This window comes from Aeoliella sp., from assembly GCF_965227375.1.
Lineage (GTDB): Bacteria > Planctomycetota > Planctomycetia > Pirellulales > Lacipirellulaceae > Aeoliella.
On record NZ_CBDDFX010000001.1, the window covers coordinates 3,205,301 to 3,218,879 of the forward strand.

A 13,579-nucleotide genomic window follows, 5' to 3' on the forward strand; every position below is an offset into this window, starting at 1 on the left:
ACGCTTCCTAACCCCGCATTGTCCCCCAGTTAGTGTCCAATAACTACAACCAGCGGGAAGAATATGGGGGGAAAGTTGGCCGCGGTCGAATCACTCCGCGGGTGCCGCCCACTGGTTGCCCCATCCTGTGTAGAGGTCGTGCAGGAAGGCCCGCCACTCTTCGGCCGTTCTCGTAGAAGGGTAGGGATTCGGGTGCTCGGGTTTTGTCGCGGTCCAGACGACCTCGAATTGCCCATCGGGACGTACTCGACCAATGCGAGGTGTCTTGAAGGTGTGTTGCGTTGCGGGATCGATGCGTACCTCTCCACCAGGTGAAGCGACCCGCTGATTGAGCATCGCCCTGCGAATCTGTCGAACGTCGGTGCTGTTGCTCTCCTCAACGGCTTGCGCCCACAACTTTACGCCAAGATAGGCCGACTCCATCGGGTCGGTCACGACACGCTGAGGACCATACTTCTTCTTGAAGCGATCAACAAACTGTTTGTTCTCCGGCGACTCAACGCTTTGAAAGTAGTTCCACGCCGCGTAGTCTCCGACCATGGCAGACGGGTCCAGTTGACGCAGTTCTTCCTCCTCGACACTAAACGAAATGGTCGGCGTGACACTCGCGTCGATACCGGCGGCCCGCAACTCGGCGAAGAAAGCCAGATTCGAGTCTCCGTTGATGCAATTGAGGATCACATCCGGCTTCGCTTCTTGAATCTGCTCGATGATGGGCGTCACCTGCGAACTGCCTAAGGGCAGGAAAGCCTCCCCCGCCAACTCCGCGCCGAGTTCCTCGAGTTGATCCTTGATGATCTCGTGCGCCACGCGCGGAAAGACATAGTCCGATCCGACCAGGAAGAAACGCCGCTTGTTGTCGAACGCATAGGCCCACTTCACTGCAGGAATGATCTGCTGATTGGGGACCGCCCCCGTGTAGATCACGTTCGGCGACTCTTCGATGCCCTCATACTGCACCGGATAGACGAGCAAATGATCCAACTCCTCCAAGATGGGGACAACCGTCTTGCGACTTGCGGACGTCCAGCAACCGAAGACGGTGCATACCTGCTCTTCTTCAATCAGCTTCGTCGCCTCACGAGCAAATCTGTCAGGATCGGACCGACCATCCGCAACGACCGCCTCCACGGGGCGGCCAAGAAGTCCACCGCTTTGATTGATTTCGTCGATCGCCAGAAGTGTGGCATCCGTTACCGATTTTCCGCTGGGGCCCATGGTTCCGGTCAGCGAGTGCAAGACGCCCACGCGAATCGGCTCTCCAGTGGGCGGCGTGCTGGCCACCGCGCCTGGATTTGGCTGCGCTTCTTCTGGCAACGTCGAACTACCATCACCGCTCCGCCCGCCAGACAAATAAGCGATGCCGCCGCCGACTAAGAGCAGCAATCCAGCGGCACCGACCAGCTTTGCTACGAAACTTCGCCTGGCAGTCTTCGTGCCAGAGCGTGGTAGCGCGGCGGAAGATTGACTCGGCAACTGAATCCCCGCCCCAGACATCGCAGCGAGCACCGCCTCCAAATCGGTTCGCATCTCGTCCATCGACTGATAGCGATCCTCAGGTTTGGTGGCCATCGCTCGCTGAACGATCGCCGCACATGCGGCGGGCACCGTCGCACGAACCTCTCGCGGGTCGGGTGGGCCTGCTGTGCAATGGGCATACATCACCTGCACGACACTGCCACTATCCTCGAACGGACAGCGACCTGTTAGCAGGCTGTAGTAAGTCGCCCCCAGCGAGTAAATGTCGCTGCGAGCGTCGACATCGCCTCCCTCGCATTGCTCGGGGCTCATGTAGTAGGGCGTGCCGACTAGATGCCCGGCTTGGGTCATCGCCATCGACCGATTGTCCGCCCGCTTGGCGAGGCCGAAGTCGGCGACTTTCACTTCTCCGTCATGGGTCAGTAGAAGGTTGGCAGGCTTCACATCCCGATGGACGAGGCCTTGTTTGTGTGCAGCCGCGAGCCCCTTGCTGGCTTCGGCGACAATGCGAGTCGCATCGGCGACCGCATAAGCACCCGACTGCTCCAAATGCCCGGCCGCACTGCCGCCAGACACCACTTCCATCACCAGATAGTGAATGGGCCCTTCTTGCGATACTTCATAGATGGTCACCGCGTTGGCATGGCTCAGTTTTCCCGCACTCTTCGCTTCCGCCAGGAAACGGTGCAAGGAAAGCTCATCGGCCGACAACTCCTGCGGAAGTACTTTGATGGCCACGTCGCGATCGATCGTGGAGTCGCGCGCCAGGAGCACGACGCCCATACCGCCCACACCAAGCAAAGACGTGATCTCGTACTTGCCGAGCTTCTGACCGATCCACTGCTCGGGGCGATTGTGCAAGCCGCTCGCAGCGGCCGGCTTGGTGTCGCCCCCAAGCTGCATCGTTTCGTCGAGCGACTTGGAGCCGTCCGCGTGCGGGGCGTTGTCGTCTGGATCGGCAGAACTGTTGGGTGTGGATTCCATCGTTACCTGTTTGTCGTCACTGCGGAACTCGAATGCGGATCTAGTGGGCTTCTGTCAAAACGTGATTGAGATCACGCTTGCTCCGAAAACGCCGACCGTCAATTGGCAATCGTCCATTCTACTCAGGAAATCGGCCGTAGCGACAGCAGCGAACCTGCACCATGGCCTGAGGAGCTGGGGAAGCTACTGCTCGCAAACAGACGTTGTCTGCAGGTTGCGAACGGTGCCTCGCAGGGGGCATGTGCAGCATTGGTTTGCCGCAATCCGGCCATACAGAGCGCATAGTTTTCCCAGCTTCTGCCGTAGTGTCTACGGCACGCCCAACATTTTGTTGAACTCTTTGTCTTAGCGCGTTCTACTGGACCTTGAGGGATCGATTTCAACTCCGAGGGATCGTCTTTTCTCATCTCGGGCCCATCGCATGTTCCGCTTCTCTCGCGTCTCGGCGACACGCTCTCGGCAGATCGTCCACGATATATCCCACGCCTCGCAGCCACGCGGCCGTTTCTTCGTGATGCTGATCGCTTCTTCGATGATCGCTTCCTTTGGGCTGATTGCCAATAGCATCGCAGTGATCATTGGCGCGATGCTGGTGTCGCCATTGATGACTCCCATCTTTGGTATCGCGCTCGGCATGCTGCGCGGCAAACCTGGGCTTCTATTGACCGCACTTTGGTGCGAAGCGCTCGGAGTGGTGCTCGCCATCGCCTCGGCCTACCTCGTGGGGATGCCACAGCTCACTTTTGGCGAAGCCACCACCGAAATGCTGGCCCGCACGCAGCCCAGCCTGCTCGATCTTTTGGTAGCAGTGTTCGCAGGATTTGCCGGAGCTTACGCCATGGTCGACGAGCGGGTAAGTCCCGCGCTACCAGGTGTGGCGATCGCAACCGCGATCGTGCCTCCGCTATCGACTTGCGGGTTGTGTCTGTCACTTGGCGCATGGTACGGAGCGGGTGGGGCATTGCTGCTGTTCTTGGCGAACTTCGTTGCCATCCTGGTCGTTGCCTTGCTGACCTTCTGGGCGAGCGGTCTCGTGCCCGCCAAACCACGAACAACTCGACAGCTTATTCGGCATTTTGGTCCCACAGCATTGGCCTTCGTGTTGATGACCGTAGTCCTTACCAACTCGCTAATGAAGATCCACAACGCCAGGGAGATTGAACGGGGAATTCAAACAACGTTGGCGGAAGAGCTTTCAAAGAAACACGGAGCCGACTTGGAAACCGTCAGCCACAAGTGGGACCCCAGTGGAGTTCAAGTGCTGGCTATTGTGCGTTCTTATCGGACGATCTCTCCGACATGGGTCACCGACATGGAAGCTGCTCTGGCAAGCACGCTTGACACTCCAGTGAATCTTGTCGTCCGCACGGTTTACTCCCAAGACGTGTCAGCCGTTGGCTCGTCCCTCCAAGTGGTACGCCCGGACCTGAATGGCGACTTTCTTGTTTCCGCTCCGCAGAGTTTCGGGGCCATGGAATCGCTTGCATCGCAAGTGCTCCTCGAAGCGTTCGATGGTGAGCCAGGAATCGAACTGACGCGCGTCGAATATGGTGAGTCGGACCTGAACAAGGGCATCGTCGTGGCTTATTTGAATTCACTACGACAACTCAGAAGGGATGAGATCGCCGACATAGAACAACGGCTACAGCTGCGGTTCGGCGACCCAAGTTTGCATTTCTATGCTCGGGTCGACTCGTCGGCGCTGCAGGACCGCAATGGGCCAGTTCGGGTGGAGTGGTCGAACGTCCTGGATGCCGGGGCAGAGGAAGCCGAGCGATTGCCACTCCTTACGGCCGCCATCCAATCAACCGTAGAAGAAACTCTGGGATTGACGCCGTTTAATACGGACTTTCGTTGGCGCGACGGCCGTTGGCACGCGTTAGTGGAGGTGTTTGGGCACAAGCAAATCGGCGCGACAGAATTGGCAAGCGTTCAGCAGGCGTTGCCTGAGTCCTGCCGCGACAGTGTAGAGCTACTGATCTGGCAAAGGCGAGATGTGGTGGTGACGCAAGAGGGATTCACTACCTACGATCGCTTGACCGCCCCCTTGCTACAAGAGCAATCGAAGAGTCTCCGCAGACTATTTCGTTCCCGTGGTAATGGAGTCACCCGCGGTTCCGATCTTGTCGTCAGCGCCGGCAATACGGTTCAACCGTAGGTTGCGGTAACCACATCGGAGTTCGACCGGGAGCAGCTTCAAGTTAGCCGCCCTGAACAACGCCCTCGACGATCGCCTCAACGTCTTGTGGCGTGAGTCGACTTCCTTGGGACCTTGGAGACCCGCCGATCGTGTCGCTGCCTCCCCATCGGTTGTGAGGGTCGATGCAATTTTCAGCTTGGTTCAACGCGTCATAGATGCGTTCGATGGGGAAGTCGACGAATGGCGACATGCGGCCGATCGTATACGCGTAGCGACCGGGCTCCAGATCTCTCACCGCCACGAACGCACGCACCCCCTGGGCAAACAGGATGGTGCGGGCGTGCTGACCACGCTCGCGAATCATCTGCCACGTCGGTCCGCCTCTGAGCACTTCGTAATCCCCCACCAGGTCGCGCTGCTCTCCATTGCCCAACGCGATCTGGGATAGTCGCTCGGCTGTTGCTTCAATCAGGCCGCGCATTTCGTCTGTATTCATCCGCTGCAGATCGCCAGTAGCTCGAGCTGCGTCATACAACTCAAAGGCCCAGGCTTGTTTGCGAATGGTCGGTCGATTGGGATCGGCCGGTATCGCTCCGGCTGTTGCGTCCAATAGGTCCTCGATGATGATCAGCTGCGCAATCGTCATCTCAATTCGCAATTCGCTCACTTGACCAGCATTCACAAGCAACCAGTACGCCATGCACACGTCTTGATCGCAGTCGTTTACAAACACGTTTGCCAGCGGTTTGCCGCCTTCGGAAAAGCTCTCGAATAGGCCGAGATAGATGGCAACAAGCACTTGGCCCGCCGTGCTACGGGTGGCCAAGCGATTTACACCGCGGTGATGATCGAAGTTGGCGTACGGCCCATCGTGGTCAAAGTCTGGTGGCCCATCCACGTATCCGTCTAGTGCAATCGAGCAAGGCGGGCTCTCGCGTCGAAACGCATCCCAACTCTTCACCACCCCTGGTTCGACATGCAAACGAATTTCAGGATTCATAGCTCGGCGCCGGCAAGAAGAGTCAACTACGCGGTGGAGCTTCGCGGCAGCGTAGACATGCAATCTAGCTAGGCAAGTTGACGCGATCAACCGACCCGCGGGCAGAGCTTACGCCGAGATGATTTGCCTTGGCTTCTAAAACGCGATCACTCCCAGGCCAAGGAGCACCAAGACATCCATCGATGGTTCGGACGCGGCGTGTTGGCTCAAGGCGGACGCGCTGCTGCCGAAGTTCGATTTCCACACGTCGTAATCGGCAGCGGTCACGCCGGGCGTGGGGTCGTTGGGAAAGGCCGCGGACGGTGCTCTGGATCGCTGCAGCACGTGAATGGCGAACTGTTCGGGAGAGCTCGTAGCCCATTAGCGCCCGCGGCGCAAAGCGGTTAGAAATCTGAAACGGCGACTGTGCCCGGCCGGCTTCCGAAAATAATTCAGCATTCTAGGGAATTCTCGAAAAAACATGACTTTTACGCCGTGCCAGCACATCGAAACATTGACAGTCAACTGGCTGCGACTAAACTGGTCGGGTTGGCTGTGCGGGTTCCCCTAGTCCAACATTCTAACTCTCGATGGTTGGCGGCCATCGCTGTGGTGGCCAAAGGGGGCACGGCTGGCAGCTAAGCGGCGAGTAATGGGCATCTGTTGATTCGAGGCTAACCAAAGGTATTGACCAATGATGGCGTACGATCTTAGACGTTGTGAAGAGTTCACCAAACTGCATCGCGCGTTCATAGTAGGCACCGTGTCGATCCTATCGCTATGTAGTTCCTTTGCAGCGCAAGCGCAGAACACCGCCGACGCCACACTTGAGTTGACGTTCACGCTCACTGGCGTGACGATCACCGACACGCTGACCAACAATACTTCGCCAGCGACCTTCGAAACTTCCACCGAGGTTGGTGACCTGGTGTTCGAAGACATTGGACCCAATGGCTCCACGTTTACTGGTGAGTCTCCCAGCAACCCTCCAGGAAGCATCGGCTCCGCCAGTGCTTCGGAAGAGGTTTTGCTAAACGGTCTTGATCCTTTTGTCGACGACTATGACCTGGATTCGTTTGGTATTGGCGACAGCTTGGTGACGACGATGAATGCTTCGGCCTCTGCCCAGACTCCGGGATCGGTATTCTTCGGTCAGGTCTCCAGCGAGAACATTCTGTATTTCTCAGTGTTTGGCGCCGAGACCGATCTCTACACGTTTTCATTCGATTACTCCGCCGTATTCACTGGAACTCTCGACAGTACCTGGATGCCCGGGATCACTCTTGCCATCGGAGACGGTGATAGTGTGATTGGAGCAGCCGACAGCACCATCGCGGGTCCGTCCAGCGAGTTCGTCGTCGCGTCCAACTATTTCAGCCTAAGTGAGTTCAATGACTCCAACGCCGTGGTACCACTCAACGAGATGACTTCTGGCTCCTTCGATGTTGCCTTTGGCCCTGGCGACGATGGGCTGAGTATCTCCTTTCTATCTAGCTTGGTGGTGAATGCCGGCGTGGCGGAAGTGCCAGAACCATCCACCTGCGCACTGGCCCTTGGCTTCGCAGTGGTTTGCCTGGCTGGAGTGGGTCGAAAACGATCCTAAATCGGCGCAAACCCTTATTACGGATCGCTTGTGCGATCTAGTGCTTTCACCTAGCACAAACACTGAGCTTTCGCGTACCCACCGGGGCGCAGCTTACGTCGGGAAGACTCGCTTTGCTTCCAAGACGCCATTGCACTCAGGCCGAGGAGCACCAAGACAACCGTCGATGGTTCGGGCACGGCGTGTTGGCTCAAGGCGGACGCGCTGCTGCCGAAGTTCGATTTCCATACGTCGTAGTCGGCTGCGGAAACGCCGGGCGTGGGGTCGTTGGGCAGCGTAGCGTTGCTGCCCAGGTTATTGCGCCACACGGTGTAGTCGGCCAGATTCACCCGCCCATCGTTGTTGTAGTCGCCAGGAAGCAGCGTGCTCTCGGACAGCACACCAACGGCAAAGATCGATGCGTGGTCGAGTGCCACCCAGACGTGATTGTTCGCAACATCCACACCGAATGCTCCCAGATCGCTGGCGTCGAAGACTTCACCCCCTGGGCCGGCGAGGTACTCTTCCCACGAACCAGCGAAGAAGGTGCTGGTGCTTGACGAGTTGCCATCGATCGCCAAGGTCCACTCCTCGGCCACCGGATCGTACCAGAGCACTTCAAGTTGCGACTCCGCAAACCCCTCTGGTACCAGAAACTCGTCGTAAGTGAACTGTAGTACGTAGGGATCACCTGCACCGCCGCCAAATTGTAGATCGACCGGATCGCCAATGATCTCGGCGCTGGAAGGATCGGGATCGGTGGTGAACTGCATGCCGACGTTTTGGTTCGTGCTGCTGGTGCCATCAATCAGGGTCGCGGCAACTTCGAACCGGTTCACGCCCAACCGACCAGCGTAGCCAAACCCGGCAGTGAAATTGGCATTGTCGTTGTTGCTATTGGTGAGCGTGTAATTGAGGGTCCAACTCTCGTCGGGAACAGGCTCTTTGTTGGCCAGGAAAACTTCCAAGTCGACGAACTCGTTCACCACGAAGGCCGCCTGCTCCAGCGACACGGTATAGGTGCCGACATGGGGTCCCGATAGCTGCCCAAAGCGATGGAACGCCACGTTGGCTTGGATCAACTCCCCGTCCAGCACTCGCTGTTCAATGGGGAAGTCGTCGACGGAGAACGGTCCCGTCGTCTGAGTAGCCGTGACCTTCACCGCGGCGCGGAACCCGCCTTCGGGCGCTGCTGCGTTGCCGAGGGTTACGTCTTCGAACGCGGCCACGTCCACGCCGGAGAAGTTCCCGGTGAGCGACTCGGATTCGAAGAGATTCATATTCAATGTCAAACTGTTGTCCGGATCCAGGGGATCGCCATCATTGATGATGGTGAAGTCGCTTTCGTAGCTGCCGCTGGGTAGCGAGCGGTCGATCGTGGCCACATTGGGGTTAAACTGCGTCGAAAGTGGGCCGATGGATGCACCACTGGGCAATCCGGCGGGAGTCAGGTCGCCGCCGGGAACGATCTCGATGGAGAATGTTGTCGAGGTCAGCGCGTCGTTGGTGACTTCGATGCCCTGTCCATGCAGTCCTATTCCACGCAGCGTGTTGGTGCTGTTGGTCGAGTTGGAGACGTTGATCTGACCACCATTGACCGAAGGGTAGAGCTGATCCGTGCCGTTGCCACCGCCACCATCGAGCGAGAAGTTGTCGATGGCGAATTCCGCCGGTTCCACCGTGTTGTCCAAGCCGTACATCTCGATGTAGATGTACTCGATGTCGACAAAGGGACCGCCGTCCACCAACTCGTCATCGTCCATCAGGAACGAGGTGTCGATTTGCACCGTGTCGGAGTAGCCGTCGAAGCCGCCCAAGCCAGTGAACGTATTGCTCAAGGGTGCATAGTGGTAGGTAGCACGCCCTTCGGAATCCTCTACGTAGATCTCGATGAAGTCGTCGGTCTGGAACGGTTCGCTGCCCATCGACTGGGCAAACGAGAATGACACGCTTTGCGTTCCCAGCCCCGACAAGTTGACATCGACCGATCCCGAGTTGGGATTGCCCCAGATTGCATCGCCATCGATGTCGGGCGAGTTGCCAGCCACCTGATAGTTGTTGTCGAAGAACAAGTTGTTGCCAGTGTAGTTGTAGAAATCTACACCGTCGGGGGTATGGAAATCGAAACCTCCGGGCAAGAGACCAGTCGGCGAAGCAGGCCAGTCGAAGCCATCGCCTGAGGGCCCGGAAGTGAACGTGTAAAAGACTTGCCCCGAAGCGGTCGAGTGAACGACCGAGATGACTAGCAGCGTGCATGCAGAGACGATGCGCCAGAGCCCACACATGTTTCCCCTCCTAGCTAGTATAAAACCCAGTTGCTCGACAAAAACTAACCCGTCGGCCAACCGCTTGTCAAGAAATGTTGGGGCGTCGGCGGATCGCGATTTCCCTGACACAGCGGGCCTGCCGAGGCCGCCGGCTTGCATTGCGGCGGGCCGCAGTGGTACCATAATTCCCTGTGGGCGGGAGTCACAGCGGAACAGGGGGATGGTGTAAAGATGAAGGTTCTTTCCAAGGCGGCGATCGCCTTTCTGCTGGTCGTGGGATCGGCCCAAGCACAGTACCGCACGTTCGACGGCACGAACAACCATCTCTCAGATACCGAGCGAGGGGCCGCCGGCACCGGGATGATTCGCTTCGGATACTCCGCGCGATTTCTCGACAGTTCGGGAACCATGATTGGCGACGAGCAGCGCGCCAACTCTCGCGACGTGAGCAATGCCGTATTCGCGCAAACGCAAACGGCCAAAAGTGTGCGCGGGTTGAGCGACCTGGCTTGGGCGTGGGGGCAGTTTGTAACGCACGACCTGGAAATGGTAATGACGGATGATGGTGCCGAGGTGAACGGCGAAGCCCCAATCGCGATCAACGACACCGCCGATCCGTTGGGACCGGCGCCCATCCCGTTTGTGCGCGCCAATTGGGAACCTGGAAGCGATCGTGGGCGCCAGCGCACCCCCATCAACAACGTCACGAGCTACTTGGATGCGTCGCTCGTCTACGGCAGCGACGATGCGCGGGCCGCTGCACTTCGCACCACTGGCGGCAAGCTGGCCATGGGCGCGAACGACCTGTTGCCGAAGAACACCGGTGGCCTTGAGGTGGAGAATCACGGCCCGATCCCCAATACCGACATGTACCTGGCCGGCGACATTCGGGCCAACGAGAACCCGCTGCTTACGTCGCTGCAGACCATTTTTGCGCGCGAGCACAATCGGCTGGTCGACGCCATTGCCGTGGCCGATCCCCAGTTGGACGACGAAGGCCGTTTCCAACTCGCCCGCCAGTTGGTGGGGGCGGAGATCCAAGCGATCACCTACAACGAGTTCCTGCCCGCGCTAATTGGCGATGGCCCCAGCACGCCCAGGGCGGCCGACCACGATTACCGCACCAATCTCACCGCGGCGGTAACCAATGCGTTTGCCCACGCCGCATTCCGCCTGGGGCACAGCCAGGTTTCCAGCAACTTGCAGGTGCTCGACGCCGAGGGCACGGCCTCGGAGCTGCCGCTTCGCAATGCGTTTTTCAATCCCACGCTCATTGACGGCGACCCCGCGTTGATCGATAGCTTGCTGCGCGGTGCGGCCAACCAGCGCGCGGAGGAGATCGACACCCTGATGGTCGACGATCTACGCACCGCGCTGTTCGGCCCTCCAGGCGCAGGGGGCATGGACTTGGCGGCCATCAACATTCAACGTGGTCGCGACGCCGGCCTGCCAAACTACTCCGAATTACGGAGCAGGCATGGTCAAGGTTCCGCGGCGAGCTTCACTGAGATCACCAGCGATCCGGAACTTGCTGCGGCATTGGCCGATATTTACGACGACGACATTAACAACGTCGACGCTTGGGTTGGCGGACTGGCCGAAGACCACGTGGCCGGCGCCAGCGTGGGCAGCTTCTTCAAGGCGGTGATCGAAAGTCAGTTTGATCGACTGCGCGATGGCGATCGCTTCTTCTACACCGGCGCCGAGGCCGGGCTCTACCAGGACGGCGCCCTCGACCCAACCATCGCCGGGATCGTCGACCTTGACACACTCACGCTAGCCGACGTGATCCAGAACAACACAGACGTTACCGGCCTGCAAACCAACGTGTTCTTCGTTCCAGAGTTCGCAGAACTCAACGAGGGCGACTTCAACAACGACGGCGTAGTGAACCTGGCCGACTACAGCGTGTGGCGCAACAACCTCGGAAGCGGCCTGGGCACCGAAGCCTACGATCTATGGAAGGCGAACTTCGGCCTGGTGCTTGGACAGGTCAGCAGCGGTTCGACCGTTGCGGTGCGTTCCGTCGTACCCGAACCGGCGTCGATGGTCACCGCTTGCTTGTTAGCTGGCGCAGTGGCCGTTCTTTGGTGTCGCCCACGGTAGATGTTGGCACAATCTTAGGCTATTCCTTGTTGATCCCACTACCACTACACACGTGACAGAGGGTCGATCCCTTGCACCTTTTGCAATCTCCAGTGTTTGCTACATTTTTCCGCTTGCAGTAACAATCTCCCGTGCCTCCGCAGTACGAACACAGAGTGATTGGACTTAGTGGGGTCTCCAAGTTCTCCAGAATCGCTTCTCCGATTGTGGAGACTCTAGCATCCGGGTCTGAACTCAACTCCCGAACAGCAGCGATGTTATCTGCAAAAGCTCTTCGGACAGACGCGACGCTTTCGATTTCGTATTCGGCGTTTTCTTCCCAGTTCTTTGCATAGAAATCTCCAAAGTCATCGCGGCGCCGCTTCCATTGCTTTCGTATCTTCTCTTCATGTATAGCGCTGCTGTTGGCGATGTCGAGCAATAGATCCCCCACGTTTGCACGATCCGGGACCCTTGCGTCACCGGCGATCTGAAGCAAGAACGGGACGGCTACCGCTGTGGCTGTATAGATGGAGCCCTGGTGGTAGATAGAACCAAAAAGTTGCCACAGCGAGGACTCGCGAACGCCATTGTCTGTTGATACCAAGCCAAGGATGTCTCTGGCAACGTCTGTGGCTTTGCCATAAGCATGGGAGTATTCTTCCCACGGCACGGATTCAAGCCCCTGGATTTCCAGAATCGGTGGGGGACCTCGTAATGCATCAGCTAATTCCACTTCATCCCAAGGCACACCTTTCCAGCGCGGGTTGGAGAACGCTGTGAGTTGCTGTTTGTCAACAACAAACTCAGATGCCTCACCTTTTTGGGAGCAGGCGATGGGCGGCACATCCTCCAATGTCTCGTCTAGATAGGCCAAGCCGATGAAGCGTTTGCCATACCTCTCTTCTTCGCCATCTGATACGGCAAGTCGATAGGCGATCTCTGGGTGTGTCGCAGTGTAAACGCGGGGTTCTTCGGAATAGCATCCATTCTTGTCATCATAAATGAGGACAGCCAGAAAGTCTGTTCTCAATTGTGTACGATCCATGGGTCCTCTGCGGTCTAGCGTACTATTGCACGGAGTACTGTTGGCTTTGGTCGATTCCCATCAATGCTGCCAAGCCCATCCCCCGAGAGCGCGTCTATAAGGGTACAGAACCTCAGCGGATGCCGCCATCGGATGTGCTAAATAGACCGAGGATAAAACACGTGCTCGAATCTACCGCCGAACGCGGAGAGCTATCAAACCGATTGCTCCGAGTCCGCACAGCCAGATCGTGGACGGCTCGGGGATCAGTTTGACCTCGATGCCATTGATAAGCGGGAATGCACGCAGTGGTGGACCTAGCGAGAATTCGGCCAGAGCATACTCGATGTCGACTGGCGAATTGCCGTCGCTAGCGATAAGAAAGCTGACTGATCCCGGTGGTGAAGACGCGCCTGGGTCGCCGTTGCCCATGGCGACCATGGTGGTCATCGAACCGTTGACTAGCACGTTCAGATCACCCATGAGGTCCTGTGGGTCGTGGTGGTACGAAGTTACTTCGTAGATCCCTGCCTTCAGGTTGCCGAGCGACACCATGATCGACTCGTTCAATCCGCCAGTGCGGGCGTCGGCTCCGATCCAGTCGATCGCTAAGTCGGCCAATTCGCCGTTATAGGTGTTCCCCGTGCGATCGATAGCGCGGGCGTTGCCGTCTACTGCGGGACCACCCGGGAGGAAGGGATCGATTTCCACGGTCAAGTCAACCATGCCCGAATTGCCCAATGCTGAGGCGTAAGTTTCGGTGCGAGTGACGCCGTCCGGCGAGCCATCGACACCGTTGATCGAATCGTAAGCCATGAAGCCGGCTTCTGTCGCGCCGCCCGTCCCCTGGAAATCGACGTTCAGCGAGTTTCCACCGGAAGTCAATTCAAACCCATTGGCCAGAAAGAAGATGCCACTGGTGGTAGCGTACGTCAGCTTCACATCGTCGACGCCGTTGGCGTCGAACATGTATTGCACCAAAGCGGGATCATTGCCAACGCCGGGATCACCGTCCACCATCATGCCGGTGGTTGTA

The 13,579-nt window shown here is 58.1% G+C and carries 9 protein-coding genes; 3 read left to right on the forward strand and 6 right to left on the reverse strand.

Features of this window, described 5'->3' with window-relative positions; genetic code table 11:
• Positions 1-90: 90 nt before the first annotated feature.
• Positions 91-2,463, reverse strand: coding sequence for a transporter substrate-binding protein (locus tag ACQK2L_RS12940; RefSeq protein WP_425397395.1), 2,373 nt, complete (start codon positions 2,461-2,463; stop codon positions 91-93).
• Positions 2,464-2,884: 421 nt separating this feature from the next.
• On the opposite strand from ACQK2L_RS12940, the gene ACQK2L_RS12945 reads away from it, so the two are divergent.
• Positions 2,885-4,621, forward strand: coding sequence for a DUF389 domain-containing protein (locus tag ACQK2L_RS12945; protein ID WP_425397396.1), 1,737 nt, complete (start codon positions 2,885-2,887; stop codon positions 4,619-4,621).
• Between the two features lie 43 nt (positions 4,622-4,664).
• On the opposite strand, the gene ACQK2L_RS12950 is transcribed toward ACQK2L_RS12945, so the two are convergent.
• A complete protein-coding gene (locus tag ACQK2L_RS12950; RefSeq protein WP_425397397.1) occupies positions 4,665-5,603 on the reverse strand; it encodes a hypothetical protein in 939 nt (312 codons plus the stop codon).
• 135 nt (positions 5,604-5,738) lie between these two features.
• A complete protein-coding gene (locus ACQK2L_RS12955) occupies positions 5,739-5,927 on the reverse strand; it encodes a hypothetical protein (RefSeq protein ID WP_425397398.1) in 189 nt (62 codons plus the stop codon).
• 349 nt (positions 5,928-6,276) lie between these two features.
• Between ACQK2L_RS12955 and ACQK2L_RS12960 the strand changes: the two genes are divergently transcribed.
• A complete protein-coding gene (locus ACQK2L_RS12960; RefSeq protein WP_425397399.1) occupies positions 6,277-7,185 on the forward strand; it encodes a hypothetical protein in 909 nt (302 codons plus the stop codon).
• Positions 7,186-7,235: 50 nt separating this feature from the next.
• Here the strand turns inward: ACQK2L_RS12960 and ACQK2L_RS12965 are convergent, their stop codons facing one another.
• Positions 7,236-9,449, reverse strand: coding sequence for a PEP-CTERM sorting domain-containing protein (locus ACQK2L_RS12965; RefSeq protein ID WP_425397400.1), 2,214 nt, complete (start codon positions 9,447-9,449; stop codon positions 7,236-7,238).
• Positions 9,450-9,662: 213 nt separating this feature from the next.
• On the opposite strand from ACQK2L_RS12965, the gene ACQK2L_RS12970 reads away from it, so the two are divergent.
• Positions 9,663-11,537 carry a peroxidase family protein gene (locus ACQK2L_RS12970; protein WP_425397401.1) on the forward strand — a complete coding sequence of 625 codons (1,875 nt, stop codon included), beginning with the start codon at positions 9,663-9,665 and terminating at the stop codon, positions 11,535-11,537.
• A gap of 19 nt (positions 11,538-11,556) precedes the next feature.
• Here ACQK2L_RS12970 and ACQK2L_RS12975 read toward each other — a convergent pair whose 3' ends face one another.
• Entirely contained in the window at positions 11,557-12,564 is a 1,008-nt protein-coding gene (locus ACQK2L_RS12975) for a hypothetical protein (RefSeq protein ID WP_425397402.1), read from the reverse strand.
• Between the two features lie 171 nt (positions 12,565-12,735).
• Positions 12,736-13,579 (reverse strand): PEP-CTERM sorting domain-containing protein (locus ACQK2L_RS12980; protein WP_425397403.1); only part of this gene is annotated, 844 nt, incomplete at its 5' end.

Excerpts from the sequence above, each read along its gene's own strand:
- ACQK2L_RS12940 (WP_425397395.1), bottom strand. The coding sequence starts at position 2,463 with ATGGAATCCACACCCAACAGTTCTGCCGATCCAGACGACAACGCCCCG.
- ACQK2L_RS12945 (WP_425397396.1), top strand. The coding sequence starts at position 2,885 with ATGTTCCGCTTCTCTCGCGTCTCGGCGACACGCTCTCGGCAGATCGTC.
- ACQK2L_RS12950 (WP_425397397.1), bottom strand. The coding sequence starts at position 5,603 with ATGAATCCTGAAATTCGTTTGCATGTCGAACCAGGGGTGGTGAAGAGT.
- ACQK2L_RS12960 (WP_425397399.1), top strand. The coding sequence starts at position 6,277 with ATGATGGCGTACGATCTTAGACGTTGTGAAGAGTTCACCAAACTGCAT.
- ACQK2L_RS12965 (WP_425397400.1), bottom strand. The coding sequence starts at position 9,449 with ATGTGTGGGCTCTGGCGCATCGTCTCTGCATGCACGCTGCTAGTCATC.
- ACQK2L_RS12970 (WP_425397401.1), top strand. The coding sequence starts at position 9,663 with ATGAAGGTTCTTTCCAAGGCGGCGATCGCCTTTCTGCTGGTCGTGGGA.
- ACQK2L_RS12975 (WP_425397402.1), bottom strand. The coding sequence starts at position 12,564 with ATGGATCGTACACAATTGAGAACAGACTTTCTGGCTGTCCTCATTTAT.